The sequence below is a fragment of the Arthrobacter sp. 2MCAF14 genome (assembly GCF_052115645.1).
In the GTDB taxonomy this organism is placed as follows: Bacteria; Actinomycetota; Actinomycetes; order Actinomycetales; family Micrococcaceae; genus Arthrobacter.
Window position 1 is genome coordinate 153235 of the sequence record NZ_JBFRHB010000005.1, and the last position, 26524, is coordinate 179758.

The 26524-nt window shown below is 63.7% G+C and carries 27 protein-coding genes and 1 pseudogene; 9 read left to right on the forward strand and 19 right to left on the reverse strand.

Annotation, left to right across the window (positions count from 1 at the left end; all coding sequences use genetic code 11):
- Window positions 1–41: 41 nt before the first annotated feature.
- The 3 genes from AB4074_RS06330 to AB4074_RS06340 form a co-directional block, all read right to left on the reverse strand.
- A complete protein-coding gene (locus AB4074_RS06330; RefSeq protein ID WP_441412630.1) occupies window positions 42–584 on the reverse strand; it encodes a single-stranded DNA-binding protein in 543 nt (180 codons plus the stop codon).
- 219 nt (window positions 585–803) lie between these two features.
- Window positions 804–1067 carry a glutaredoxin family protein gene (locus AB4074_RS06335; protein ID WP_441412601.1) on the reverse strand — a complete coding sequence of 88 codons (264 nt, stop codon included), beginning with the start codon at window positions 1065–1067 and terminating at the stop codon, window positions 804–806.
- A 2-nt stretch (window positions 1068–1069) separates the two neighbouring features.
- Complete coding sequence (locus AB4074_RS06340) at window positions 1070–1267, reverse strand: hypothetical protein (RefSeq protein ID WP_441412602.1); 198 nt, start codon at window positions 1265–1267, stop codon at window positions 1070–1072.
- A 734-nt stretch (window positions 1268–2001) separates the two neighbouring features.
- On the opposite strand from AB4074_RS06340, the gene AB4074_RS06345 reads away from it, so the two are divergent.
- Window positions 2002–2181, forward strand: coding sequence for a hypothetical protein (locus AB4074_RS06345; protein ID WP_441412603.1), 180 nt, complete (start codon window positions 2002–2004; stop codon window positions 2179–2181).
- Between the two features lie 474 nt (window positions 2182–2655).
- On the forward strand, window positions 2656–3153 hold the full coding sequence (locus AB4074_RS06350; RefSeq protein ID WP_441412604.1) for a YxiG-like protein: 498 nt from the start codon (window positions 2656–2658) through the stop codon (window positions 3151–3153).
- A 206-nt stretch (window positions 3154–3359) separates the two neighbouring features.
- On the opposite strand, the gene AB4074_RS06355 is transcribed toward AB4074_RS06350, so the two are convergent.
- The 7 genes from AB4074_RS06355 to AB4074_RS06385 all read right to left on the reverse strand — a co-directional run bounded on the left by AB4074_RS06355 (window position 3360) and on the right by AB4074_RS06385 (window position 11403).
- Window positions 3360–3815, reverse strand: coding sequence for a MaoC family dehydratase (locus AB4074_RS06355; protein WP_441412605.1), 456 nt, complete (start codon window positions 3813–3815; stop codon window positions 3360–3362).
- 66 nt (window positions 3816–3881) lie between these two features.
- A complete protein-coding gene (locus tag AB4074_RS06360) occupies window positions 3882–4748 on the reverse strand; it encodes an HpcH/HpaI aldolase/citrate lyase family protein (RefSeq protein WP_441412606.1) in 867 nt (288 codons plus the stop codon).
- Window positions 4745–6508 carry an acetyl-CoA carboxylase biotin carboxylase subunit gene (locus tag AB4074_RS06365; protein WP_441412607.1) on the reverse strand — a complete coding sequence of 588 codons (1764 nt, stop codon included), beginning with the start codon at window positions 6506–6508 and terminating at the stop codon, window positions 4745–4747. The genes AB4074_RS06360 and AB4074_RS06365 overlap by 4 nt, the downstream gene beginning before the upstream one ends.
- Window positions 6509–6537: 29 nt before the next feature.
- On the reverse strand, window positions 6538–7359 hold the full coding sequence (locus AB4074_RS06370) for a fumarylacetoacetate hydrolase family protein (protein WP_441412608.1): 822 nt from the start codon (window positions 7357–7359) through the stop codon (window positions 6538–6540).
- On the reverse strand, window positions 7356–8891 hold the full coding sequence (locus tag AB4074_RS06375; protein ID WP_441412609.1) for a class I adenylate-forming enzyme family protein: 1536 nt from the start codon (window positions 8889–8891) through the stop codon (window positions 7356–7358). The genes AB4074_RS06370 and AB4074_RS06375 overlap by 4 nt, the downstream gene beginning before the upstream one ends.
- A 194-nt stretch (window positions 8892–9085) precedes the next feature.
- Window positions 9086–9718 (reverse strand): TetR/AcrR family transcriptional regulator, encoded by a 633-nt coding sequence (locus AB4074_RS06380; RefSeq protein ID WP_441412610.1) that lies wholly within the window; start codon window positions 9716–9718, stop codon window positions 9086–9088.
- Between the two features lie 101 nt (window positions 9719–9819).
- Window positions 9820–11403, reverse strand: a complete 1584-nt coding sequence (locus AB4074_RS06385) for an acyl-CoA carboxylase subunit beta (RefSeq protein WP_441412611.1) — start codon at window positions 11401–11403, stop codon at window positions 9820–9822.
- Window positions 11404–11501: 98 nt separating this feature from the next.
- On the opposite strand from AB4074_RS06385, the gene AB4074_RS06390 reads away from it, so the two are divergent.
- The 4 genes from AB4074_RS06390 (at window position 11502) to AB4074_RS06405 (ending at window position 14336) form a co-directional block, all read left to right on the forward strand.
- Window positions 11502–11633: a hypothetical protein gene (locus AB4074_RS06390; RefSeq protein WP_441412612.1), complete on the forward strand. Its 132-nt coding sequence runs from the start codon at window positions 11502–11504 to the stop codon at window positions 11631–11633.
- A gap of 32 nt (window positions 11634–11665) precedes the next feature.
- Window positions 11666–12877: an acyl-CoA dehydrogenase family protein gene (locus AB4074_RS06395; protein ID WP_441412613.1), complete on the forward strand. Its 1212-nt coding sequence runs from the start codon at window positions 11666–11668 to the stop codon at window positions 12875–12877.
- Window positions 12878–12915: 38 nt separating this feature from the next.
- Window positions 12916–13377 carry a cupin domain-containing protein gene (locus AB4074_RS06400; RefSeq protein WP_441412614.1) on the forward strand — a complete coding sequence of 154 codons (462 nt, stop codon included), beginning with the start codon at window positions 12916–12918 and terminating at the stop codon, window positions 13375–13377.
- A 116-nt stretch (window positions 13378–13493) separates the two neighbouring features.
- Entirely contained in the window at window positions 13494–14336 is an 843-nt protein-coding gene (locus AB4074_RS06405) for a hotdog domain-containing protein (RefSeq protein WP_441412615.1), read from the forward strand.
- A gap of 163 nt (window positions 14337–14499) precedes the next feature.
- On the opposite strand, the gene AB4074_RS06410 is transcribed toward AB4074_RS06405, so the two are convergent.
- Together AB4074_RS06410 and AB4074_RS06415 are read right to left on the reverse strand one after the other, a co-directional pair.
- Window positions 14500–14724 (reverse strand): SDR family oxidoreductase, encoded by a 225-nt coding sequence (locus tag AB4074_RS06410; RefSeq protein WP_441412616.1) that lies wholly within the window; start codon window positions 14722–14724, stop codon window positions 14500–14502.
- Between the two features lie 692 nt (window positions 14725–15416).
- A complete protein-coding gene (locus AB4074_RS06415; protein ID WP_441412617.1) occupies window positions 15417–16769 on the reverse strand; it encodes an MFS transporter in 1353 nt (450 codons plus the stop codon).
- A 541-nt stretch (window positions 16770–17310) separates the two neighbouring features.
- Here AB4074_RS06415 and AB4074_RS06420 point away from each other — a divergent pair.
- The gene (locus AB4074_RS06420) at window positions 17311–17520 is read left to right on the forward strand and encodes a hypothetical protein (RefSeq protein ID WP_441412618.1); all 210 of its coding nucleotides are present in this window, start codon (window positions 17311–17313) and stop codon (window positions 17518–17520) included.
- Window positions 17521–17634: 114 nt separating this feature from the next.
- Here the strand turns inward: AB4074_RS06420 and AB4074_RS06425 are convergent, their stop codons facing one another.
- The 3 genes from AB4074_RS06425 to AB4074_RS06435 all read right to left on the reverse strand — a co-directional run bounded on the left by AB4074_RS06425 (window position 17635) and on the right by AB4074_RS06435 (window position 19691).
- On the reverse strand, window positions 17635–17802 hold the full coding sequence (locus tag AB4074_RS06425) for a helix-turn-helix domain-containing protein (protein ID WP_441412631.1): 168 nt from the start codon (window positions 17800–17802) through the stop codon (window positions 17635–17637).
- Between the two features lie 424 nt (window positions 17803–18226).
- On the reverse strand, window positions 18227–18964 hold the full coding sequence (locus tag AB4074_RS06430) for an SDR family NAD(P)-dependent oxidoreductase (protein WP_441412619.1): 738 nt from the start codon (window positions 18962–18964) through the stop codon (window positions 18227–18229).
- Between the two features lie 79 nt (window positions 18965–19043).
- Window positions 19044–19691: a TetR/AcrR family transcriptional regulator C-terminal ligand-binding domain-containing protein gene (locus AB4074_RS06435; protein WP_441412620.1), complete on the reverse strand. Its 648-nt coding sequence runs from the start codon at window positions 19689–19691 to the stop codon at window positions 19044–19046.
- A gap of 74 nt (window positions 19692–19765) precedes the next feature.
- Here AB4074_RS06435 and AB4074_RS06440 point away from each other — a divergent pair, with 74 nt between their 5' ends.
- A complete protein-coding gene (locus tag AB4074_RS06440; protein ID WP_441412621.1) occupies window positions 19766–21400 on the forward strand; it encodes an FUSC family protein in 1635 nt (544 codons plus the stop codon).
- Window positions 21401–21605: 205 nt separating this feature from the next.
- A pseudogene (locus AB4074_RS06445) lies at window positions 21606–22188 on the forward strand (recombinase family protein).
- An 18-nt stretch (window positions 22189–22206) separates the two neighbouring features.
- On the opposite strand, the gene AB4074_RS06450 reads toward AB4074_RS06445, so the two are convergent.
- The 4 genes from AB4074_RS06450 to AB4074_RS06465 all read right to left on the reverse strand — a co-directional run.
- Entirely contained in the window at window positions 22207–23154 is a 948-nt protein-coding gene (locus tag AB4074_RS06450; RefSeq protein WP_441412622.1) for a TniQ family protein, read from the reverse strand.
- The gene (locus AB4074_RS06455) at window positions 23151–24068 is read right to left on the reverse strand and encodes a TniB family NTP-binding protein (RefSeq protein ID WP_441412623.1); all 918 of its coding nucleotides are present in this window, start codon (window positions 24066–24068) and stop codon (window positions 23151–23153) included. Before AB4074_RS06455 ends, AB4074_RS06450 begins: the two co-directional genes overlap by 4 nt.
- Entirely contained in the window at window positions 24062–25744 is a 1683-nt protein-coding gene (locus AB4074_RS06460) for a Mu transposase C-terminal domain-containing protein (protein WP_441412624.1), read from the reverse strand. The genes AB4074_RS06455 and AB4074_RS06460 overlap by 7 nt, the downstream gene beginning before the upstream one ends.
- 423 nt (window positions 25745–26167) lie before the next feature.
- On the reverse strand, window positions 26168–26524 hold a 357-nt coding region (locus AB4074_RS06465), incomplete at its 5' end, for a transposase (protein ID WP_441412625.1).

The window sequence follows — 26524 nt, forward strand, 5'->3', positions numbered from 1 at the left end:
GAGTAGTAACGATACTACTCCTACTACTCGGACTGTGAAGCTTAGAACGGCGGTTCGGAGTCCGGGCCGTTGCCCCAGCCGGCTGCGTTGCTGCCGGGCTGCGTGGCCCAGGGATCATCCTGCGGGGAAGAAGGCCCAGGGCCGCTAGGCTGGGTGGCGCCGCCCTGGCTCCCGAACCCAGTGCCCCCGGGGCCGCCGTTGCCCCCGGGGCCGGTGCCGCGTTGGGTGCGGTTGATTTTCGCCTTGGCGTGGCGCAGGCTTGGTCCGATCTCCTCTACCTCGAGCTCCACCACGGTTCTCTTCTCGCCTTCCTTGGTCTCGTACGAACGGGACTTCAGGCGGCCGGAAACGATCACGCGCATACCCTTCGTGAGGGATTCGGCGACGTTCTCGGCCGCTTCACGCCACACCGAGGCCCGGAGGAACAGGGTCTCCCCGTCCTTCCACTCATTGGACTGCCGGTCAAAGGTACGCGGCGTTGACGCGACGGTGAAGTTCGCCACGGCAGATCCCGAGGGCGTAAAACGGAGCTCGGGGTCACTGGTTAGATTTCCGATCACTGTGATGGTTGTTTCGCCGGCCATGATGTGGACCTTCCTTGGGATGTGGTTGGGTGTGGTGGCTTCGGTTTCGGAGGTCTCGTGCCCGGTGTCGTACCAGGGGGCCGCAGGGTCAGGTTCCACCAGGTAGGGGTCGATCAGGGGGACGTCGATGGCCGGACGGGTTGACTTCGAGCCCGAACCAGTCCCGGTCCGGGTCGAAGCGGCGGGGCGTGAGAGCGAACCGCTCCTGCGGGGTGTTCATCAGGCCGCCTTGTGGTGCATGGCTGCCTGGACCAGCTTGTCCCGGCGCAGGCCTGCCCAGTGGTCCTGGTCGTCGGAGTTGTTCACGACGACAGGCGCCTGAGAGTAGCCAAGGTCCTGTATGTATTCCAGCGCCGCTGGCACTTCGGTGATATCCACCGCCTGGTAGCTGATGCCCTTGCGGTCGAAGTAGGCCTTCGTCTTGTCGCAGTTCGGGCAGTCAGGCTTGGTGTAGATGGTGTATTCGGCTGGGGTGGAAGTCATTTTCAGTCCTGGGTTTCGTATGGGTTCTGGTTGCGTTCGTCTGGTTGACTTTCTACCTCAAGTCTATCTTTTTTCATATGAAAAACAAGGGCTTTTGCCCTTATTTCACCGGTTTTTTTGTCCGTTGTTTGGAGGTGAAGATTGGTGATTTCGGCGGTTGGTGGGCCCGTCAGCTTGTCATTTTCAGAAGTCGTCTGCACAGAATGTCAGAAGTCCTCTTCACTAAGCCGTCGGGCGGCGCCTGGTTGCAATAGTGCAGAGGAGTACCGCCCACGAACCCACGGGAAGGTCAGGGGCAGTCAGGCTCTGAAAATGACACTGCGAACAGGGTTGCTGGACTCTTGGGTAAAACGCGAAGTAGCCCGCTGGAAATCCCCCTGCGTTTGAAAAGCCGTCTGCCTGTCCCCGGCGAGCCTCAGAGCCTGGCCTGATCAGCATTCCGTCGATTGCGTTGTCCCGGCTGAAAAGAACCCGGCCACGATATAAGGCGGGCCGGCAGCGGTTGTCCCGGCCCATGGGGAACTCTGCCAGCGGTGAAACATGTACCCTACCCGGAACCCGGTCAGGGTAGGACCGGAAGACTTATAAGGTGACAGGGACGGGAATCAGCTGACCCGCGCGATTAGGGTTGCGAGACCCCTCGAAGATTGATTGACACTGGCGCTTTGTACGGTACTGGCTCAGGAACACCGCGTTCCCTGCGGGTATTCCTCGCCCGCACGTTCTGTATCCCCCAGTGGAAGAGAAGCCACGTGAAGAGCCCGCTGAAGCCAGGTAGGAGCAATCTGACCCAAATGCCGTCGGACATTGCCGCGGAGACTGTCACGATAAGGCCGAACAGGGACACAGCAGCCATCGCTCCTGAGAAGACGAGCATTTGCCAAGTGGATGCTACGGCGACCGAAAACCCCTGTTTTGCCAAGGTGATTTCATCATGTTGATAGCTGTACAGACCGCCCTCAACGGTCCGGGCGAGAATGCGCTTCCCACCGTTTGCCACCGCGTGATCATGCTGGCGTCGTACTTTCTCATCGATCTGACGCCGAAATTCCTCGTCGGCCCCGAATGCCCTCGCATGGTTCTGCCCACTCACGCTGTCTTCCCTCCCGGATAGCGCAGCCACGGAACATTGGGGCGGCCGCAGGCTGGGGTCTGCGTCAGATCACTGGGTGTGCTCACCTTGCTCAATATAGTCAGTGGGCCGATGCTTTGGCGGCAGGGCTGTCGGACTTCGGCAGGAATCTGGCTGCCGCCGCACACCTGCCGTTGACAGCTAGGATTCTGAGCGAGTGGAGAGCCCTTAGGTCTGCGCATCGATGGCCATTGGTTCGAGGGATGGTCCTTGCGCGCCGATGGGACCCTCGGGATCGTCTGATGCTTTGATGCCCGGAGTGACGTGGCTTGCGATCGAGCCGACGGGCCAGCGGTCTTCACCGAGGACAGGTCAACGATGGTCCGGAGACGGAGGCGGGCAGAACCTCCAGAAGTGCTTGTGTCGAAAACCTTTAGCGTTTCGAGGCGCGTAGGTATTGCGACACCGAGCTTGATGGGCAACCGTCGGCTGGATCCGGGGTGTAACAATGCGTGTGTGAATAAGCAGCAGTTGTCAGCGGCATTTGAAGAAGTCTTTGATGACGAGATCGCCTTCCATGGCTTCGCTGAACACATGCGGGACTATGACGTGTTTGTGTCGGTGACCGCTGATCCATCTATAGGCATCGGCACGGATTACCTTAGGTACAGATTCACGCACTGTGTTCGTGCGACGGTGACGTCCGCAGTTGCGCCGTCTGTTTGGAAGCGTTCATTGGACGAGCGCCTGACAGACTACGAGGCTTTCACCGCTGCAGGTGACCTTAACGGGTACGTGTGGGGGGTAAATTACCAGGTTCTCGACCCCGGCATGACCCTCCTAGGTCAGTCGAGTGAAGCTAGTGGTTGGACCGAACAGTTGGGGATTCCATTCCATGAGGCCCGTATTCAAACGAATGGCCACAATCTTGAGCTCGTATTCTCGGACTTAGTCGTCGAACGAATGGAACCAGGATTCGCACCGTTCAGGGTGCCAACCGTGGGTAAAGGCTAAGACTCAGCATCCGGCTTGTTTGAGAAATGCTCATTGAAGGATGCCTGGAACCCAAGCGTCTCGAAACCCTAGGGATTCGAGGCACAGAGGTTTCGAGACACCCTCGGACGGTGAGACGCCTCGTTTAGACGGCGTCACGAGCCTGCCAATCTTCACGCCGCCGTCGAGCAGCTGCGGGCGCCGCCCGCCAAATCAGCCGCTTCGGCCTACTGGCCGGTGCGACGCAGCATCAGTGCCGTCCGGCGCACCACGCATACCAGATCGCCATCCTGGTTGTAGCCTCGGTGCTCAATGCCCACGATGCCGGTGTCGGGGCGTGACTTCGATTCCCGCTTGTCCAGGGCCTCGGTCTCCACGCGCAGGGTGTCGCCGAAGAACACTGGTTTGGGGAATTCGATGTCCCGGAAGCCGAGGTTCCCCAGCGTGGTCCCCAGCGTGGTGTCCTGAACCGGAATGCCGGTGACCAGGCCGAGCGTGAAGATGCTGTTGACGATCTGGCGCCCGAACATGCTCTTCTTGGAGAATTCCGCGTCCAGGTGCAAGGGCTGGACGTTCATGGTCAGCGCGGTGATCAGCAGGTTGTCTGTCTCGGTGACTGTGCGCGTGACGTCGTGCTTGATGACGTCACCAATGGTGAAGTCCTCGAAATACATTCCGGCCATGGCTGGCCTCCTTTAAGTGTGGACGTGTGTAGTCAGATGCTTGTGGGCAGAGCGGGTTCTCAGGCTTTACGCCTTGGCGAGGGCCAGGACCTCGCGAGCGTAGTTGGCATGTGCCAGGTCAATGTGATCGCCTCGGTACGAGACAGCACCGTGGCCTTTGCGCTGGCCTTCTTCAAAAGCGTCGATCAGGCCTTCGAAGTACTCCTTCAACGTCTCGGTGAGGCCGTATTCCTCGTTGGCGATCGGGGCATGGGAGGGATGGATCAGCACCTGGCCCGTGTACCCGAGTCCGCTGTTGTCCTGCGCGAAGGTGCGCATCCCTTCCAGGTTCCGGACCTCCTGCCACAGCCCAAGAACGATGGTGCGGATGCCTGCGGTGCGGGCGGCGACCACCACTTTGCTGCGCAGGTACAGCGTTTCCATCCCTGCGGCGGTCCAGCGGAAGCCGACCTCCCGTGATACGTCCGCGTCCTTGGCGGCGGCTGCCATCACGCCCCCGATACGGGGTCCGGTGAGGATTCCGTCGACCTTGCTGATGGAGGCGGCCGTCTCCAGCGTGGGCATGAATTCGACGGTTCCGCGGTCAATGCCATGATCGATTTCCGCCGCCGTCACCAGCGCATCGAACCGGACCACGTCATCACGGGAGAACAGCTTGGGCAGCAGGAAAGCGGTCAGGTTCCGGTGGGTGACCTCTGCGACGTCGCGGCCAAAGAACACCGTGTCCAGGGCATTAGGACGGACCAGGATCCCCTTGGAACCGTCGTGGGCCTCGAGGGCGTCACTTGCGTTGGCGCGGGCCAGTTCCTTGTCCTGCGCAGGGACGGAATCCTCGAGGTCGATGATGACGGCGTCGGCCTCCGAGTTCAGCGCCTTGTCGATCCAGTCCCGTTTGTGTCCCGGGACGAAGAGCAGCGAACGGTAGGGCTTCATGCCGCAGCCTCCGCCGTGACCTTGGTCAGCAGGGTGCCGGCGGCCAGTGATTCGCCGATACCGGCGGTGATGTCACCGACGACGCCGGCCACGGGTGCGGGGATGGGATTCTCCATTTTCATAGCCTCGAGGACAAATAGCACGTCACCTTTAGCCACCTTCTGCCCCGGTTCCACGTTGATTTTGACGATGGTCCCCTGCATGGGTGCCTTGACGGTTCCGTCGCTGAGCACCTCCCGCTTGGCCCGCGCCTGCCGCGTCCGTCCCACCGCTGCCGCCGGATCGCCGGCCGGGGAGTCCGCGGCCACGGTGGTTGCGGCGGAACCGTAGCCGCTGCCGGAGCCGTAGTCGCTGAAGGTGGGAATGATGTAGAAGCGTCCGCCGACTTCGACGTTGGCGCGGTCCTCGGGCTCGGCTTCGGCGAAGTCCACGGTTTCTTCCAGCCACAGGGTGCTGAAACGGACTTCCTGGAAGTCCGGGTGGGAAATTATGATCTTCGCGGCCGGGGCGGTGGTGGGAACGCCCTCGATTTGCAGCCGGTCCAGGCCGTCGAGCAGGCGCTTGATGGCCGTTGCACGGTCCGGTCCGTAGGCGATCAGCTTGCCGATCAGGCTGTCGTAGAACGGCAGGACGGTGTCACCGGACTCGTAGCCGGCATCAAAGCGCAGGCCCTCACCTTCGGGTGCGTTAAGCACGTTGACCGGCCCGGGTGCGGGGAGAAAACGGCCCTCGGCCACGTCCTCGGCGTTGATGCGGGCCTCGATGGCCGCACCCTTGGGCTTCAGGTTGCCCAAAATGGAAAGCTTCTCTCCCGCCGCGACCCGGATCTGTTCCGCGATGAGGTCCACGCCGTGGACCATTTCGGTGACAGGGTGCTCCACCTGGATCCGGGTGTTCATTTCCAGGAAGTAGAACTTCTCGTCTTCGACGAGGAACTCAACGGTTCCGGCTCCGACGTAGCCCACTTCGCGGGCCAGCCGCACCGCGGACTCGCCCATCGCCTGGCGGAGTGCGTCGGAGAGGCCGGGGGCCGGGGACTCCTCGACCAGCTTCTGGTGCCGCCGCTGCACGGAGCAGTCGCGGTCCCCCACGTACACCGCGTTTCCGTGCGTGTCGGCGAAGACCTGGACCTCCACGTGGCGGGCGTGGGTGAGGTAGCGCTCAAGGTAGACCTCGCCGTTGCCGAACGCCGCGGTGGCTTCCCGGTCGGCGGCGTCAAAGGCTTCCTTGGCCTGTGGTTCCGAGTCGATGCGGCGCATGCCCCGTCCGCCGCCGCCCGCCGAGGCCTTTACCAGAACCGGGTAGCCGTGCTCGGCGCCGAACGCCTCGACTTCTTCAGCGCTGGCAATGGCTCCTTCCGTGCCCGGCGCCAGGGGCACCTGGACGCGGATGGCGACGTCTCGGGCGGCGACCTTCCCGCCCATGGTCGTGATGGCGTGCGCGGAGGGACCGATGAACGTCAGGCCCGCGGCCGCAATGGCCTCCGCGAAGTCCGGGTTTTCCGAGAGGAAGCCGTAGCCCGGGTGGATGGCCTGGGCACCGGACGCGAGGGCCGCTTCGATGATCTTGGGGATGTTGAGGTAGTTCTCGCTGGCAGGGCCCTCACCGAGGTCGATGGCGGTGTCCGCAGCCCGGACGTGCAGGGAGCCGGCGTCCGCGGCCGAATAAACGGCCACGGACTCGATGCCCAGCGCACGGCAACTGCGTGCCACCCGGACGGCGATTTCGCCACGGTTGGCGATCAGGATCTTGGTGAACATGGTTGTCCTTAGAAGTAGGGGCGCCGCAATCAGCGCAGGATGCAGACGTTGCGGCATTCGCCGATGCCGGAGATCGAAGTAGTCACGACGCTGCCTTCAGCCAGAAATTCCTTGGGATCGAGACCGTCGCCGACTCCCCCGGGCGTACCGGTGAGGATCACATCGCCGGGATTGAGCGTGGTGACCGCTGAGATGTAGCGGACCAGTTCAACCGGGCCGAACACCAGGTCCGCGGTATCGGCCTTCTGCTTGGTGACGCCGTCCACAACGCAGGAGATCTCCAGGGCCGGCGCAGTGCCGGACTCGTCCGCCGTCAGCAGGTACGGGCCCAGCGGAGTGGTCGCGTCGAAGGTCTTGCCCTGCAGCCACTCGGTTGTCCGGCGTTGGAAGTCGCGGGCAGAAATGTCGTTCGCCACCGTGAACCCGGCGATCGCGGCTGCGGCTTCCTCCTCCGTGGCCCGCGAGACCCGGTGGCCGATCACGACGGCGAGCTCGGCCTCCCAGTCCACGGCCTCTGAGCCGGGGGGCAGGACAATGGGATCATTGGCCCCGATCAGCGCGTCAGCGAACTTCGCGAAAAGCGTGGGGTGGAGCGGCAGTTCGCGGCCCATCTCAAGGATGTGTTCGCGGTAGTTCAGGCCGACACAAACGATTTTCCCGGGCGCGGTGACCAGCGGTGCGAAGTCAGCCCCGTCCAGCGGAAGGCCTGAACCGCCGGCGTACTGGCCCACATCCGGGGAACCGGCACGCAGCCAATCCCCGACGTCGGCAAACGGCAACAGCGCCAGGGCGCCGTTTACCTCGACAGCGGCGGACGTGCGGCCCTCAATGCGTACCGTTGCGAGTTTCATGCTTCCCATCCGAGGTTGTGTTTGAGCTGGGATTTCACGAGCTTCCCGGCCGCTGAGCGGGGGAAGGCTTCCTGGTCCAGGAAGACCATCCGCTTGGGGACCTTGTAGCCGGCCAGCTTCGTGCGCAGGAAGGCGGCGAGATCCGCCTGGGTGACCTGGGCACCGCTGCGAAGCACGACGGCGGCGCGGACCTCTTCGTCCCACTTCAGATCGGGGACTCCGAGAACGGCTGCTTCCAGGACGGCCGGGTGCAGGTGCAGGACCTGTTCGACCTCGGCGGCATAGACGTTCTCCCCGCCGGTCTTGATCATCTCTTTCAGGCGGTCACGGAAGTAGTAGTAGCCCCTCTCGTCCTGGGAGGCCAGGTCCCCGGTGTGCAGCCAGCCGCCGCGCATCGCCTCGGCGGTCTGCTCGGGCTGGCCGTAGTAGCCGGTCATGACCGAGGGGCCCCGCACGCAGATCTCCCCGAGTTCGCCGGGAGCGACGGCGTTGCCGTCCAGGTCCTGCAGCTGCGTCTCGACCAGGAAGTACTCCTGGCCGATGGAACCGTCCACGGCAGGGTTGAGCATGTCCTCGGGGCCCAGCCTGGTGACCATTGGTCCGGCCTCGGTGAGGCCGTAGCGGAAGTACAGGTCCGCGTTGGGCAGCATCTGGGCGAAAAGTTCCTTATCGGGCATGCGCATCAGCCCGGCACCGGTGTGGACGGCCTTGAGGTTCTTCTGGAATACCGGGTCCTGGAACACGCCCAGGTCCATCATCTTGCGCAACATGTTCGGGATCATGAACGTGTTCGTGATGGATTCCCGTCCGACCCAGTCCACCAGGGTGGCCTCGTCGAACTTGGGGGCCAGCACGCTGGTGGCGCCGGCGACAAAGTGGGTGACCAGCCAGCACAGCAGCGCCGCGGAGTGGAACAAGGGGGTGATGATCAGGCCCCGCTCCCCGGGGCGGGAGCCCAGCTGGCAGTCGACGATTTCGTTGAGGGCATTTGCCGCGGCGGCGCGCTGCGACAGGACCACGCCCTTGGGCCTGCCTGTGCTGCCTCCGGTGTAGACGATGCACAGCGGTGAATCCAGGGACGTTACGTCTGCCAGCGGGCCCGAACCGGTGCGCAATGCCTCCGTCTGCTGGCCTTGGGCGACCACCCGCGGCAGGCTTTCCTGGGTGCGGCCCAGGATTTCCAGTGCCTCGTCGAGCACCTCGCGGAACTGCTCCTCGACGAAGATCACCGACGCTGCGGTTTCCGCGATGCCCTCGGCCAGCTCGGTGGCCGTCCACCGCCAGTTGTAGGCGACGTAGACTCCGCCGCTGACGGCGACGGAGAAGAATGTCTCGGCGTTGTAGACCGTGTTGGAGGCCAGCGCCCCCACCCGGTCCCCGGGGCGGATACCCAGGTCGCGCAGACCCCGGCCCAGGCCCCACGCGCGGTCGGCCAGTTCCGCGTAGGTCAGCCGTCCGTCGACTCCGACCAGGGCCTCTTGGCGGGGATGACGTCCGTGATGGATCCGGACCCACTCTGCGATCGTTCGCATCGGTACCTCCCTGAGTCGTATGCCGGCCCGGCCTCCGCGATGGAGTGCAGGGGCAAAGCATCGGTGCAATTACTAAACTAACAAGCGTTCGCTCGTAAGTCTACGGTGTGAGGTGGGTCCCATGCAAGAGCGGGGGTGGAGACGACTAAGGGGCGAGGTGGTTGGACCACCTCGCCCCTTTCCGGTGCGGACTGCTATCCCCTGGCGCCCACGAGCTCCCGGGCGGCATCCACCCGCTGGTCGGCGTCGGACACCTGCAGTTCCCGCAAGGCGAACTTCGTGTAAGCAGCCACGATCTCATCGAGGGTCATGCGCCCCTCCGGCCGGTACCAGCTGGCCACGTTCGTGCCCAGGGCCACGATGCTGTAGGTGTGCAGGCGGGCGTCGATCACTGACGCCAGCCCCGCCTCACCGGCTTGCTCGATGAGGGACTGGATGACCCGCTCGTAGTGGTTGCGCTTGGCGATGATCTCTTCGCGGGCACCATCGGGCAGGGCCCTCAGGTTGGTGTTGCCGATGAAGACTTCCTTGGCGCGCTCGGCATGGAAGCGGACATGGCAGTCCACCACCGCCCGCAGCTTTTCCACAGGATCCCCCGGGGCCGCCAGGGCAAGCTTCTGCAGCTCCATCTGGTCGTCGATAGCACCGCCCATCACTTGCAGCAGGAGGTCCTCCTTGCTGGCCATGTGATTGTAGAGGCTGCCCACCTTCAGCCCGGCTGCCGCCGCCACTTCCCGCAGTGTCGTGGCGTCGTAGCCCTTCTGGAAGAAGAACTCCGCTGCCTTTTCCCGGATCAACCGGGCCGTGTTCTGTCCTCCGCGGGTCATGGCCGCCTCGCTTTCCGCAATACGTAGTTGCAGTACATGGTATCGGGGAAACGTACGCTTGCTTTAGGAAGTCCCCGCGGCAAGGGGCGCAATTGCTCCTCCTAGACCGGCGTTACGGCCTGGCGCCGCTGAACCGGAACCATCTTGCGCTTGCTGTAGAGGCCCAGCCGCCTCGTCAGATCAGCGCGCAACTCGTTGGCGGGGACCACCGCCTCCACCGCATTGGCGTTGGCGATCTTGAAGACGTCGATGCCCTCGGCATACTCGGCATGCTTCCGGGCGATGAACTCCTTGCGCTCGGCCGGGTCCTCGATCTCGTGGATCTGGTTGTAATAGATGCCGTTGACTGCAGCGTCCGGGCCCATCAATGCCGGCCGGGCCGTGGGCAGGGCAATGACCGCATCCGGGTTCATCGGCGCACCCGACATGGCCAGGTACCCGCCGCCGTAGGCCTTGCGCACCAGGACCGTGATGCGCGGGACCCTGCACTCGGACACGGCGAAGATCATCTTGGCGCCGTGGCGGATGATCCCCTGCCGTTCGACCGCGGAGCCGATCATATAGCCGGCGATGTCGACCAAAAAGACGATCGGGATGTTGTAGGCGTTGCAGATCCAGATAAACCGGGCCGCCTTGTCCGAGGAATCCGGGAAGATCGACCCGCCCATGTGCTTGGGCTGGTTGCCCACCAGCCCCACCGGGCGGCCGTTGATCCGTGCGAAACCGGTGAGCATCTCGGGGGCGAAGAGTTCCTTGTAGGGGAACCAGGATCCTTCGTCCACGAGGGATTCCACAAACTCCTCCATGTCGAAGACTTCCGCTTCCCGGAGCGGAACGATGTCCTGCAGCGTACGGCCCGGCCGCGGCTCTAGGGCCGGTGCCATCGGCGCGGGGGTTTCCCAGTTGGCCGGAAGGAAGGACAGCCACACGCGGATGGCGTTGATGGCCTCGGCGTCGTCCTCCACCAGCACGTCGCCCAGGCCCGAGACGGTGCAGTGCATCTCGGCCCCGCCCATCTCCTCCAGCGTGACTTTCTCCCCGGTCACCATCTCGGCCAGCCGCGGAGAGCCAAGGTAGGCCGTGGCATGGCCGCGGACCATGATCGTCATGTCGCACAGGGCCGGCACATAGGCCGAACCTGCCGGGGAAGGGCCGAACAGCGCGCAGACCTGGGGCACGCGTCCGGAGATCTGGACCTGGTTGTAAAAAATGTTGCCCCAGGCGTGCCGGCCGGCGAAGGACTCGAACTGCTCGTCGATGCGCGCCCCGGCAGAGTCGAAGAGGTAGACCAGGGGGATGCCCGCCGCATCGGCCTTCTCCTGTGCCATCGTGATCTTCTCGAACGTCCGGTTGCCCCACGTGCCGGCCTTGACGGAAAAGTCGTTGGCTATGACGCACACCTCGCGGCCGTCCACCCGGCCGAAGGCGATCACCACGGCATCCCCGGGCAGGCCTTCCTCGAAGCGGGCCAGCAACCCGTCCTCAATGTAGTCCTCGTCGTCGAAGAGCAACGCCAGACGCTGCCGGACCAGGAGCTTGCCGGACTCGAGGATCTTGTTCCGGTTCTTCTCCGAGCCGCCGAGCCGGGCGGCCGCAAGACTGTCCGTCAACCGTTCGTGCACCGTCTGCTCCTGCTGGCCGCCCTGCGGCGCGCTGGTCGTGTCTTGGATGGCAATATCGGTCACGGAATCCTCCAAAAGTTCGGCCTAACTTGTTTTCCTACTATACGAACAAGCGTACGCTAGTCTAGAGTGGAGTGGAAGGCCGGCAATATTTTGATCCCGTGCCACGTATCGAGCCAGTAGAGGAAGTGCGGGCATGGGCACTGTGCAGGCTTGCGGCCCTGGTGGACAGCAAGGTAGTCCGCATCCTTACCGGCCCGCTGACCGATATTCATTTGCCACAGCTGCGGTAAGCAGGGCAAACATGAGGCAAAAGGAGCAGTTCATGACCGTCAACACCGTCCCCCCTCTGGAAACCCTCCCGGGAGCTGTGCTCTCCACTCTGGAGGACTCCCCCGAGATCGCGGCGGTCCGCCGCCGGGTCCGGCAGGTCCTGGCCGAGCACGTCGACCAGGACCGCCTGGCCCGCCATGATGAAGAAGAGACCTACGACCTCGAGCTCTACGAGGCTCTGGCCCGGGAAGGACTCATCCAGCTCGAGGCCGAGCTCGAGGGCCGGGCGCCCGCCCACCAGAGTCAGATCACGGTACTGGAAGAACTTGGGGCCGGGGCCACCTCGATGGGCGTCAGCATCGTCGTCCAGTACATGGGGGTGGGGTTGCTGCACACCTTCGCCGACGCCGCCCAGCGCCGGCGCTTCCTGGCGCCGCTGTTCACCGGTCAGGCCCGCATGTCCTTTGCCCTGAGCGAGCCCGACGGCGGAACCGACGTCGCCCGGGCCATGAGCACCCGCGCCGAACGCCAGGCCGATGGCAGCTATCTGCTCACCGGGCGCAAAAAGTGGATCGGCGGGGCCTCCACGGCCGACTACCTGCTGGTACTGGCCCGCACGAGCGACATCGCACGCTCCGCCATCGACGGAATCACCATCTTCATCGTCCCGCGGGACACCCCCGGGATCACCACCACCCCCATCGACACCATGGGTATCCGCGCTCTGGAGCAGGCCGACGTCGTCTTCCAGGACGTACGGGTTCCCGCCGAACTCATCCTCGGAGAGACGGGCCGCGGCTTCCGCCAGGTCCTGACCACCCTCAACGGCGAACGGCTCAACGGCGCCGCGGTTGCCCTGGGCATCGCCCGCGGCGCACTGGAAACCGCCGTCGACTACGCCAAGGGCCGCGAAGCTTTCGGCCGGTCCATCGGGGCGTTCCAGGGGCTTCAACACCAGCTCGTCGACGCCAGCGTGAAGGTCGAAGCCGCACGCCTGCTGCTGCACAACGCCGCCCGCGCCTCCGACCAGGGGGGCAGCGCCAACGAGACGCTCTCCGCCATGGCCAAACTCGCCGCCTCGGACGCGGCCACCACCGCCTCCGACGTTGGGATGCGCACCATGGGCGGCTGGGGCTTCCTGCGGCAGCTGCCCATGCAGCGCTACTTCCGCGACGCCCGGCTCTACACCTTCGCCCCGCTCACCGATGAGATGATCCGCAACAACATCGGCGAGAAGCATCTGGGCCTGCCCCGCTCCTACTGACACCCCCGCACCGCCACCCCCACGAAAGGAAGCCAGCCATGACAAACGCCACCACCGAAGAGCAGTTCGACATCAACAAGAACGTCGATATGTTCACCGTCAACCGTGCCGCCGCACTTGCTGAGGCGCCCGGCCAGACACACAACGCACGACGGATCTCCGGCGTCTCCAAGGAAAACTCCGCAGCCAGCAGGATCTGGTTCGGCAAGGTCTACACCGGCCCCGGCGAGGTCTCCGGAGCCCACCACCACGGCGAAGCCCAGACCGGCGGCTACGTTCTCAAGGGCCGCGGCTACATCCGTTACGGCGACCGCTACGAGACAATCGTCTACTTGGAGGAGGGGGACTTCGTCTTCGTCCCGCCGCTCATGCCTCACATCGAGGGCAACGCCAGCAAGACCGAGGAGCTAATCTGGATGACCACGCGGACTCCGGACAACATCGTGGTCAATCTCGAAGACCAGGACATCGCCGACATCGAGATCGACTACCAGTCCTAGGTTTCGGCACCGGCCGGTGCATCGGTTCCCCAAACCCCGATGCGCCGGCCTTCGTCATCACTATTTTCCCGAGACCTCGGCCTTGGCCCCGGACCTCACGACCGCAGGAGCCCACCGTGCAGACCACCCTTGCCACCCGCCCCGTCCCGTACTTCCACGGCGCTCCCGAGGTCGCCTTCGGCATCGAATCCGTGAGCACCCGGGACAACACAGCCCGGGCATCCATGCGCCCGGGCCCCTGGGCACGGGAGAGCGGGGACGGGCCGGTCCACCAGGGAAGCATCGGCGTGCTGGTCGACAACGTCACGGCCCACGCGGTGCTGACCGCCCGGACCCTGGACCAGTGGGCGGTGTCCGCCGAAATCAACGTTGATTTCCACTCACCCATCCCCGACAGCACAGAACTGTTGAGCTGCACCGCGACCCTGGACCACCGCTCCAGCGGCTGGGGACACTCCAGCGGGCAGGTCACCACCGCCACCGGCGAACTGGTGGCCACGGTCGGGCAGCGGATGCGCTATTTCCCCGGCGGAGTCCCCGCAGGGTTCACCGAACCCGGCGAACCGGCGGACACCCCATCCTGGTTGCCGTCCCTTGATTCGCTCTTGACCCTCACTTCCCGGCGCGGGAACAAGACCGAACTGCAGGTGGAGACATCGCCCGGGATGCTCAACCCCCTCGGCATCCTCCACGGCGGAATAGGCCTGTGCCTCTCCGAGATGGCCGCCCGCACCGCCTGGGCCGCCTCCCCTGACCATCCCGGAGAGCCCTTCCACACCTCATCGGTCCACATCTCCTACCTGCGCCCAGGGAACGCGGACGGGGACCTGCGTCTAGGCGTGGGGATCCTTCATTCCTCACGGTCGGTGGTGCTGGCGGACGTCCAGATGTACAACGCCGACGGGGAGACGGCCACCCGGGCCCTCTGCACCCTGCACCGGTCCGCCACACACCTCTGAGCCTGAACCGGCCCGACGGCGTCCGCCCGAATTTGCCGGCCACAGCCTTCGAGCCGGGCGGAACGTCTGCGGGGGGCCCTCTCGATCATCAATCAAGGAAGGCCAGGTGACGGCCGACTGCCCGGACCCCAGCCGCCGTCACCCGGTTCCCGGATGCTGATCCCTAGAGGATGGTGAGCCCGCCGTCGATGGGGACCATGGCACCCTGCATGAATCTCGCCTCATCCGAGGCGAGAAAGACCGCCAGATCGGCAACTTCGGCGGCCTCGCCGAAACGCTTCAGCGGGATGGCGTCAGTGGTGATGTCCGCCAGAGACGCGGCAATCAACGGGGTGGAAATGGTGCCCGGACAGATCGCATTGATTGATCTTGAGTCCGTCCTTGCCATAGGTCGCCGCCAAATGCTTGGTGACTGCATGTTTGGACGCCGTGTACGGGTAGCAGTCCCCACAGCAAGTCGACGACGGTGGGTAAGTCGACTCCTTGGCGCAGCTGCCCCGGTCGACGGCGGTGCTGAGCAGCTCGAGGGCCTCTTGACGGCGCGGGCCGAAGCTGTCGAAAACTGCGGCCAGTCGGGGTCGGCGGGGCTGCGCCGATCAACTGGGTGAAGGCGCGGTGCTGGACCGCGGGCGATGCCCGGCTATCGCGGAAGGCGAGGTGTTCCAGCACGATCGCGCCCTTGGCGGCTGACCTCGGGGAACAGCCCAACGACGCGGAAAGTCCTAGCCAGCTCGGCAGGCCGATCGTCCCCGGGCGCCGCAGGAGGTCTGCTTTCGTCCGATGCGGCCCGGGCAGTTCATCTCGGCTTGACGGGCCTCCTTGTAGTAGAAGCCTTAATACTGCCGAGAATGGTTTGTGCAGGGACGGGTCAGGGCTTGCAGTTCCGCCAGCAGCGGCCGGGCAGCAGTGTAGGTAGTGGTGACTGAAATTATCGGGTGTCCTCCCTGCGCGGTGCTCCGCGCCGGGTTGCAAACACCCGCGACCGTCAGCAAACCATGGTGCGACACCGCGGGTCATCGCTTAGCGCGGGACCCGCGGTGTCGTTTGATCAGTGCTTGGGACAAGGATCGGAGTGGGTGGTCACTGTTCCTCGTGAAGGCTCTGCTTGTAACGCTCCGGGAGCAGCAGCGTGGCGATTATCGAGATCACCACGACGCCAACGGCGATTGCCGTCAGGGCCACCGTTCCGTTCCCGGTGTTCTGGAAGATCCACGCCGCGATGAACGGGATCGGCGCTCCGAAGATCAGCCCTGCCAGGGTCATGCCGAGGGCGGACCCGGTGTAGCGCATGGACGTCGGGAGCGCTTCTGCGAAGAACGCGGGCTGGGTTCCGGCCGTCACCTGGATCCCGCAGAGAGCCAGGGCGATGACCGCCACGCTGGCGGGATAGTTCATGGAGTTCATGATGGGGAACATGGTTGCCGCCGCGGTGGCCTGCATGGCGAGGCCGATGAGGTAGGTCTTCTTCCGGCCTACCCGGTCACTCCAGCGGCCACCGAGGATTGCTGCCGGGATGGAGACGACGTTCGCAATGAGGAGTAGGCCGAAGGTGATCGAATTGTCGTAGTGGAGTTCCTTGGTCAGGTAGTTCACGGCATAAGTGACGCAGATCCAGAAAAGCCCTGCGGGCGCGGCCCAGGCCAGGATCAGCTTGATCACGGTGGCCGGCCGCCTGATGATCACGGCCAGGGCCCGTTCCTGGGGAACGGTGGATACCGCGGCTTTCTTCTGGCTTTCCTTGAAAGCGGGGGTTTCCTCGATTCGCCGACGGATGAAGACGCCCACCGCAAGCAGCAGGACTCCCATGAGGAAGGGAATTCTCCAGCCCCAGGCTGCGAAGGCCTCGGCGGAGAGCACCGCGGCCAGCACGGTCAGCGTCACCGACGCGAACGTCTGTGCAAGGGGGGAACCGGTGGCGAGGATGCCTCCGTACAGGCCGCGTCGTTCAACGGGTGCGTGTTCGACGACGAGGACCTGAACTCCGGTGGCTTCGCCTCCCAGAGCGAAGCCTTGGAGGAAGCGTAGGGCTACCAGCAGGATGGGGGCGAAAATGCCGATCGTGGCGTAGGTCGGCAACAGGCCGATCAGGACCGAGGCCATGCCCATGAGCACGAGAGTGAACATGAGAATGTTGCGCCGGCCGACCTTGTCACCCAGGGCGCCGAACACGATGCCGCCGAGGGGGCGGGCGAACATGCCGGCCCCGAAGGTCGCGAAAGATGCCAGGAGCGCGGTGTTGTCGTCAAAGCCCGGGAAGAAGAGCTTGGGGAAGAGGGTCGCCGAAAGGGCGCCGTACACGGCGAAGTCGAACCACTCCAGGGCCGTGCCGAAGGTGCCGCTGACGACGGCCCGCTGCGCGGTCTTCGGGTTGAACGCGGGAGCCTCGGCCGCAAGAGGCGGAGAAAGGTGAACAGGATTCGTCAATTCCGTCATGGAACGCACTCCTTGGATTGTTGGAAAGTCAGGTAAGGCTGGATGCGACAGGGCGGTCGCCGGTCCACATGTGCGAAAAGCGACAGCGCCCGGGTTCCGCTTCACCGAGAGGCCTGCGCCTACGGAGCAGAAACCGGCCCAGTGTGAGACAGCTATAAAAACAAGCGTTCGTACGAGTGTAAGTGTGATGCGCATCGCACGCAAGAGGAGGCCGGTAAGAACTGCACACCGGTACAGGCTCCGGCATGCTCTCTGCGTGGGCGCCCTCGAACGAACCAGGGCCGGGGCGAACACCACACACTGCAGCACCGGATCGAAAGGCCCACAGGCTTGTGCCCGGAGGCAACTGGATCCTTACTTGATGGAGGAGTCCAAGCCACTTGGGCGCAACGTTTCACCGAGACGAGTGAGGTCTCGTTTCAGAACCACGTGGCAGGCTCTCTACGGCCCAATATTGGAGGATTTGATGTTCGCTAGAGTCAGCACCTACCGTCCCCATCCTGAGAGCACCGGCGCACCTTCCGAGGACACCATAAATAAGGTGCTTGAGTTACCCGGATGCAAAGGGATCTACTATCTGTTCGGCAAGGACACCAAATCCCTGTCCATTACCCTCTGGGACGACGAGAATGCCCTGACAGGCAGCCACCAGGCTGCGGATAGGATCCGCTCCGAGACGAGCGCCCAGCAGCAAATGGAGATCCTGGGCGTGGAGGAGTTTGAAGTGCTGACCCGGCAACTCAAGGACTAACCCCGGACGCTAATCCGCCAAAAGCTCACTGGAAAATCGCATGCCAGAAACAACCATTTTCCATCATGCGGAAGCAACCACCGCTTGCGCGCGGGATGACGAGACAAGGGGTACTCAACTGGCGGTCCCTAGGTATTGGTAGAAGGTTTCGCGGCTGATCCCGACTTCGCGGGCAACGGCGGTCTTCTGCTCCCCCGCGCCGGCCCGCCGCCGCAACTCCCCTTCCTGCTCGAGCGAGCGGGCCTTCCGGCGCCCCTTGTAGGCCCCGTGGGCCTCGTCCAGGCTAGCGGCCTTCCGCCAGCCCCACGCGGGGTAGCTTCACGGCGAGGAAGCGAAGCCCATGTCGGGTTTCGCTCTCGCGGAACGCCGACCGGTTCTGGCCCAGGACGTCACAGGCGAAGCGTTCGAAAGCCCCGACTGCTTGCGCACTTGGGGGCTTTCCCCAAGGAACGACGGCGGCAACCTGCACCGGACGCTCAAGCCTGTGGGGGACCTTCGGGGCTATCCAGGGAACCTTCCGGGCTGGCCTTGCTTTCGACCTTTACGTTGCCGCCGACAAAACTGCGCCTTGAGTGCCTCGAGCACCAGGGCCCCCAGCGCCGTCTTGAGCACTCCATCCACAACTGCATTTTTTCACTGTCTCTTTGGAACTCCGTCCTTCGAGCCACGCGCGCGGCCGCCGCCCAGGGCGTCCGGAGGCCGTTGGTTACTGGATGGTGAATCCGCCATCGATCGGGACCATGGCACCCTGCATGAACTTGGCTTCGTCCGAGGCCAGGAACACCGCCAGGTCAGCAACTTCCGCGGACTCGCCGAAACGCCTGAGCGGGATGGCATCGGTGGGGATGTCCGCCAGTGACGCGGCGATCAGCGGGGTGGAGATGGTTCCCGGGCAGATCGCGTTGATCTTGATTCCGTCTTTGCCGTAGGTCGCAGCCAGGTGCTTGGTGTAGCCGATGATCGCATGTTTGGATGCGGTGTATGCGGCCCCACCCTTGCCTGCCACGAGACCGGCGACGGAGGCGATGTTGACGATGGAACCTCCGCCCTGGGCGATCATGCCCGGGAGCACCAGGTTCGTCAGGTTGAAAACGGACTTTACGTTGATGTTGAAGATGAAGTCCCATTGGGCTCCGGCGGTTTCAAGGCTGGTGGCGTATTTGTCGAAGACGCCTGCATTGTTTACCAGCACATCGATCTGCCCGTATTCGGCAATGGTCCGGGCGACCAGGTTTTCCAGGTTTTGCTCGTCGGTCACGTCGGTTCGCACCGCCAGGGCTGTGCCGCCTGCGGATCTAATCCCTGCGGCTGCTTCTTCGGCCATCACTTCGTTCAAATCCGCGATGACCACGCGGGCCCCTTCGGCGGCAAAGGCCTCGGCCTCCGCACGCCCCATACCTGATGCCCCGCCGGTGATGATTGCTACCTTGTTGTCCAACCTCATGATGTTTCCTTTCGTGGTGCTTGCTGTCATGTTGTCTGTTTCATCGTGTGCGGGGGACCGCGCACGTCATAGAAGCTAGTCACGGCGGGTTTGGATTGCTGGGGCCGGATGCGATCCCCTGAAGCACTGTGTCGACCAGGGTCGCGACAAAGGACTCCGTCAATGTTCCAGTCAGATTTGGCAGCAGCAGGCGGTGATAGCAGGCGCCCCACAGCATGTCCACAACCGTGGGCAGGTCGATGCCGGCGCGCAGTTGCTTGCGATCCACAGCGGTGGCGAGCAGTTCGAGTGCCTCTCGGCGCCGCGGGCCAAAGTAGTGGCTGTCGAACGCCGCTGCCAGTTCTGGATCACTCTGTGCGGCGCCGATCAATTGCGTGAACGCCCGGCGCTGGGCGGGGTCGGCCAGGAGACCGGTCCATGCGCTGATCACGTGCACAAGGTCGTGTGTGATGTCGCCGGTGTCCCGGAAGGAGAGCCGGTCTTGGGTCTGGTAAAGGTATCCATCCAAGGCCAAGGCGCCCCTTGATGGCCAGTACTTATAGAGCGTGACCCGGCTTACACCGGAACGGAGCGCGACCTTCTCAAGGGTGAATCCCGCCACTCCCTCCAAAAGGAGGAGTTCTCCGGCCGCGGCCAGCGCCTCGGCCCGCACAACAGCGGCCGGTCGGCGGCCCCGCCCCGTCCGTGGTTCCGCGGCGGGCACTGCTTCGGGGGAATTCGGGCTCACCACAACACGCTCCTTCCGGCCGGACCATCTTCACCGGTCGTCCACTTATATGTACACAGTGTACACTACGATATGTGAGCAAGCACCGAACAGCCCCTGTACCAGCGATCGTCTCAGGTCTTTTTCGCCTTACCCCGCAGCCCGGATGGGTCATTGCTGCTCTGAAGACCACGGGGCCGAGCGCCGTTGCGATCGTGACGATGACGCTGCTGTTCGGCATGCAGGTTGGTCCGTTGTCCCTTCTTGGGGCGATGACTGCGGTCTGGGGACGGGAGCGGCCCTTCCGCTCCGGTATGCTGACGATGGGCGCCTGGACGCTCGGGATCACGGCCTCGCTGGCGGTCGGCGTCCTCGTTGCCCCCGTTCATTGGCTGGCCCTGCCCGTGACCGTTGGATTGGCCTTGATCGGCGTGGTCGCGTACAACCTGCTCCCCTCGAACGGGCCGGGTCCGCTCAATCTGTTTTTCGCGTGCGCGCTGGGCACTTATTTGGGAACACTCGGCAACATCGGGTGGCTCGCCGTACTGGTGACTCTGCTTTCCGGGCTGCTGACGACCGCACTGTGCCAAGTCCACCTAATACGGGACCCACACGGCCCGGAACGGCGTGCCGTCCAACGGGCCGAGGCTGCCGTGAACGGATATTTGCACGGGCAGCCCGCTTCGGCGGCGTCCAGGTGGAACGCTCACCGGTCACTTCACCGCGCGGCAGTGACCCTGCACGCAGCCCACAGCGGGACGCCAACCACCGGGCCACACACGCTGCTTCTGGACCAGCTGTCCCTCCTGACTGCGCATCTGCACGCCCACGAAGTACAACGGCTGGGACTTCTGCCGAGTGAAGCAGTACCGGAGCCGATCCTCCGGCCCGGTCATCCATCCTTGTCTCATCTGATTGGCCGCGAGTTCCGGCAGCACACCTTCGGCCAGCTGACCGCACTGCGGGTGGGAGTCGGTCTCGCCCTGGCGGGTCTCACGACGACACTCATCGGGACGGAACACTTCTACTGGTCGATACTCACAGCAGGAGTCATCCTGCACATTGGACCCAACCGCTCCGCGTCGGTTGAACGTGCGCTGCACCGCTCGCTCGGGACCTTTGCCGGAGTCGGACTTGTGGCCCTGCTGACCCTTTGGGCGCCGCCGGCCCCCGTCGAACTGGCCATCGTCATCCTCGGTGCATTCGGCATGAATCTCTTCCTCGCGCACCACTATGCTCTCGCCATCATGTGTGTCACGCCAATGTCTCTTATGATCACCAACGTGATGTCTCCCGGGATGCTTGCCGGGATCCTGATTCAGGACCGGATCATAGAGACCTTAATCGGCGCCGCGGCAGCCGTCCTCGCCACCATGTTGTTCTCCACCCGCGGGCTCCAAACCGTTGTCCGAGGGCAGTTGCTGGGCACCGCCGTGACCATCAGCCGCCTGATCAACCACCTGGACCACGGCAGCGAACGAACCCCCGGTGGGGCACAACTGGCGCGCGACCTCGCCTTCGAGCTCGACACCACCGGAACAGCAGTCCGGCGCGCAAGCATCGACGCCCCCGGGCTCTGGAATCTTGCATCAAGGGAAACAGCACTGGTGGACCTCGGTTACGACACCCTCGTCGCCGCACGCAACCCCCACCGCGACACCCGCACCTTACGAAACCGACTAACCGCCATACCCCTTCCCCCACAAGCAGGGGCGAACAAGCAGCACTGAAAGCGCCTGACCAACTGTGCCGGTCTTCATCAAGGCGAGGCCAGACGTCTCCTTGGAACAGACGAACGGTCCTGGCGGCCGTACCTGAATTTCGTGGAATCGCAGGAAGTTCGCCCGGCCGCAGAGATTCTCGTAACTATGTATCGAAACCTTCTGGTTGAATCGGTGTATCCACCATTAGTTACGTGACACATCGGGATCCGCCATGACGAAACTGATCGGCTACGCACGTGTTTCGACCCGACAGCAGTCCACGGACCGGCAGCAGGCTGATCTTCTGGCCGCCGGCGTCCGACGCGATGACCTCTACGTGGATCACGGGGTGTCCGGGGCACGTGCTTCCCGACCGGAGCTTGATCGGGCGCTCGGCGCGCTGATCGAAGGCGACACCTTGGTCATCACGACGCTGGATCGGCTCGGGCGGTCCACCCAGAACATGCTCGCCTTCGCCGACGAACTCCGCGCTAAAGGCGCAGGCCTGCGCGTCTTGAACCTCGGCGGTGGAGACGTCGACACCGCGACACCCATGGGCTCGATGCTGTTCACGGTCATGGCCGCTCTCCGCGCAAATGGAGCACGAGATCAAACGTGAACGCGTCAATGATTCGATCAGCAAACGGCGGGAAGCTGGGAAGGACCTCGGCGGTCGGCCGCGCCGGATCACAGACAGCCAGATTCGAAACGCTCTCCGTCTGGTCAAAGACGGGGAGCCCGCTGCGCAAGTTGCCAGGGATCTCGGGATGTCCCGGGCAACGTTCTACAGACGGTCGCGGGAACTCGCAACCTAACCGCGTCACGGGCTCGGCCTAAAGCTCCCCTCTCGGTGTCGACGGACCAGGAAGGAAGAAGGCTGCGTCCGGCCCCAGGCCCATGAGGGCTCTACTTTCGAGGAAATGGATGGCGGTCGCGGTCGCTTCCAGGGTGTGGAGTTGCACCGCGAGTGGATAATCTTCGTACGGGCGCCAACTCAGCGGCCCTGCCCGGAAGGGATAGCCCGCTTCTTGCCAGATGCGCATAATCATGCGCCTTGCGGCCCGATACTCCGTCAGGGTTGCTCCCAGTTCGTCGATGATCGTCCGGATCAGGCGAAACCAGATTCCGGTGTGAACCTGCCGTCGGGGCAGGTAGACCGATCCGGTCGTCATGGCGTGCCAGGTTCTGTCGTCCATGGCCAGGACCCTGGAGTCGGCAGGCCTCGGTGTTGGCGGTTTGCGCTCCCAGTCCGAGAAATAGGTGGCAGCCTTCTGGCGCGGTTCGAGGAGGCACCCATGGAAAGGGCAGCTCAGCGTCAGTGAAAGCAACCACAACAGCTGGTACGGGTACGGCGGTGTTGACATCGCAATGCACTGCGGGCAGGCCCGCAACGCCGGCCGCGAGGGAAGCCATGCCCGCCACGCTGGGATCTCCCGCGCCCGCAGCCTTCCTGCGGGCAGCAACACGGAAAACTGTCGGGTATAGCTGGTAAATGCCTCGGGGTCCGGTTCCATCTGCTCAATGAGCCAGGGTGTCCAGCCGCTGAAGCTCATTCGCCGGATCCGGTGCACGTCGACACCGGTTCGTCGCGCCAGCTCGCGAGCGAACCCGGCGGGCGGGAACGTGTCCAATTCTTCCGGCCCGCACCGTGCATGGCCCAACGCCGACGCGAGAACCTCAAGGCTGGCACCGTAGCGATCCGCGATTCGCCGCAACCATGACGAGAGTGCCTCGCCGGGCAGCGGTGCGGGATGGACCGGCCAGCGGCGCGAAGCAATCACAGCAGGTGTTTCTCGAACACTTTGCGCCGTTCGCTGGGGCCGATGTAGTCAGCCATTGCCAGCGTCCGGTGGTTGATCCTCTCTTCCCCGCTCTCAACTGCGGCGACCGCGGCGGCAGTCAAAAGGCGGGCTAGTTCTCCGATGGTGCCCTCGCTGCGGGCAAGCAGGTAACGCGCCATATCCTCGGTGTCGATCAAGGATCGTGAGTGCAGAGGGAACGAAGCGGCGAAGCTGGCCAACAGCGACCTGCATTCATCGCCTACTTCCCAGAGCGGCAGGATGAACGGTTCGAATCTGTTCTCGAGCTGGTCATCAGATCTCACAGCAAGGTATGCCTCCCTCGTGCCGACTCCGACGAGGGGAATGCGGAGATCGTTGCCAAGGAACCGGAGCAGATTCAGAAACTCGCGCCGTTTCTCACCACGTCCGGCCAGAACGTTGTGGAACTCGTCGATCACCAGCATCTGGACTCCCACCGCACGCAGGAGGGAGAGCGCCAATCGTTCAGCCTCAGGGAGACGCAGATGTGGACGGAACGGTGCACCGATCGCGGACAGTATGGCCGTATAAAACCGAAGCTCCGATGGTTCCGAGGGCATCTGCATGCACACGACCGGAATGTTTTCGCCGTCTGGTCCTGTCACTGACGGATGTGTCCTGCGGAACCGTTCGACGATCATGGACTTTCCGTTGTTCGTCGGTCCGACCAGCAAGAGATTGGGCATACGCTGTTTCCTCGGCCAGCGAAAGAGCACCTCCAGGCGCTCGACTGCGTCCATGGCCTTTGGGTAGCCGATCCACCGGTCGGCACGAATGCGGTGTAGTCGCTCTTCAGCTGGCAGCTTTGCCAGTTCCCGCGCTACAGGGTGCAGATGCGTCAGATCCTGCGGCCGGCTGTCTTCCACGGTCACCATTCCTCAATTTGTTCAAAGGGTTGAACGGAAACCTCTCCCGGGTCCACGTCCGTTGGCGCATCTGGCGGTGGAACTTTTGAAGTTCGGGTGCCCAGGCGGCTCGGGTCCTTGGCGTGCTTGCGGCGTTCTGTTTCCCTCCGGACGCGCTTGGTCGTTTTCACGGCAGTCTCGCTGACCTGGCGCATTTGCTCGATCATCCGGAACAACACGGCCTCGTCCACTTGGGCAGCGCCACGTGCGCGTAATCGGGTCAGGGCTTGCCTGTGTTCCCACAGACTGATGGAGGGGTTGGAGATCGACCTGTACGGAATTTCCACGTAGTGATGCCCCTCCGGTTCCAAGACCCACACCCTGCTGATGTCCCGTGGATCCCGTCTGATGATGAACCGACCCAATCTGTCTCGCCGGCCGATCCAGGGTTTCAAAGCGTTCGCGAAGTAGTGGACATGGTCGATGACGAAACCGGTGCGGGACAGCGTGCGGCGGATGACCGGGAGGAAATCCACAAGGAACGATGTCTGGTTAGCGGTGACCGCAGGCATGCCAGTAGCAGCCACCCCGGCGGCCCACTTACCGCCCGGCGTCTGCCCCAAGGCGCCATGTACGCTGCCGTGGTAGCTAGCAACCGCAAGCACCAGCCACTTCTCCAGCTCAGGCAAAGTCAGTGCGGACATCTTCTCCGAGTCATACCGGCCACGCTCTGCCGGGTTGGAGAAAGTTGTTCCAGGCAGCTCGTGGATCTGGCGCATCGTTGAGCCGATCACGCGTTCAACAATGCCGCCATAATGTGGTTGCCCTTGCGGTCGGTAGGCCAGACGGATGCCGTGCTGTTCGCAGCCGCGCCGCAACGCCTCGCTCTTGAACTCCGCCGCGTTATCCAGGTACAACGATTTCGGCTTGCCGCTCATCGGCCAATCCACCTCCACACCGAGGCGTTCGAGCCAGGGCCGTTTGTCGCCGGAGGCGTGGGCAAGGCACAATCCCACGGACACGGCCGACGGTGGTTCCAACGTGACGACCATGCCAATGAGCGTCCGGCTGTACACATCGATCGCAACAGTCAGATACGGGCGGCCGATCGATCGACGTTCGCGCTCATCCACGATGACCACGTCAATGACCGTGTGATCGATCTGCACCTGCTCCAGGATTGAACCGATCACGGGCACGTCGCCGCCGGCGGACTGCAACGGCCTCACCGCGTCCGCGCCTTCCCTGCGGCGGCCGACCTCAACCGGGTTCAGCATCGCGATGCGCCGGGACACCGTGTTCCTGGTCGGAGCCTTCAATCCCCGCACCGCACAAGTACGGGCGATCTCGCGGTGGAGCGCCGCCACGCTCCACCTCTGGCGTGTGAGGAACCGCTTGCGGATCAAGTCCCGAATGATTTCCTCAACAGGCTCAGGCAGACGGTTCCCACCCTTGCCGCCAGTGGAACGGCGAACCGCAAGATCAGTGACGAGACCTGAACCCTGACGGTACCTGTCCAGAAGCACGTACACCTGTCTGCGGGAAACACCGAGCTCCAGAGCTGCCCTGTCAGCGGCGGCAGTCCCTGTTGAGCCCCGCGACGCCAACGCCCCGATCACAGAAGCCCGGCTTCGGGCCTGTTCCCATGCGGCATCCGACATCGTCAGCTCTCCCCGCGCCACAATGCGAACCGGATCGGCGTCCATGCCTGCCTCCTTTGGGAACAGGAGTACCGAACAGAAGCGACCTTAGTGCAGAGGAGTACCGACCGGCCAGTGTTCACAAGTCATCTGCACAACCCCCGAAACCACGGGAAGGTTTGCGCAGTCAGCTTCTGAAAGTGACACAGCTCCCGGCGGATAGCCGTAACCTGCCTGGTCCTCGGAATAGAGCCTTCGGTCAATGCCGGCCCGCACCTTCGGTGATGTTCTATCCCCCGCCCCGGTTGTCCTTCGATTCATGTCGTCCATGGCCATGCTTTTCCTGCGGCGGAATGCCGCTACCGGCGGTGCCGGGCTGGGGCTACGCTGTGCCCACAATGTTTGAGGGTGTGCCGGCTGAGCTGCGTCCTCCTGTGGCTCTCGCCCTGGCGAGGGACTATCTCATAAACGGTGTATCCGGCGGTTTGTTTAGTAGTTTTCGGCGGCCGGGAATCGGTCGCTGAAAGTGATGGCGAAGGCGTTCAAAGCGGGCTTCCAGCGCATTGTCCATCGGGTCCTGCCGGCACCGGTCGGGTCGAGGGATCGGGTGACCAGATACAGGCACTTTAGCGCGGCCTGCTCGGTCGGGAAATGACCGCGGGCCTTGACGGCGCGCCGGTACCTGGCGTTCAGCGATTCGATCGCGTTGGTACCGGGTATGAAAGATGGTGGGTGCCTCGCGTTGTTCGTCTGGCTGGCTGGGCTTGGTGGTTTGGTCGTACGGTGAGACCGTCCGGAACTGGGGCGCTTGTAGGGAATCGGGGTGGGCAGACCGGTCTTGCACGA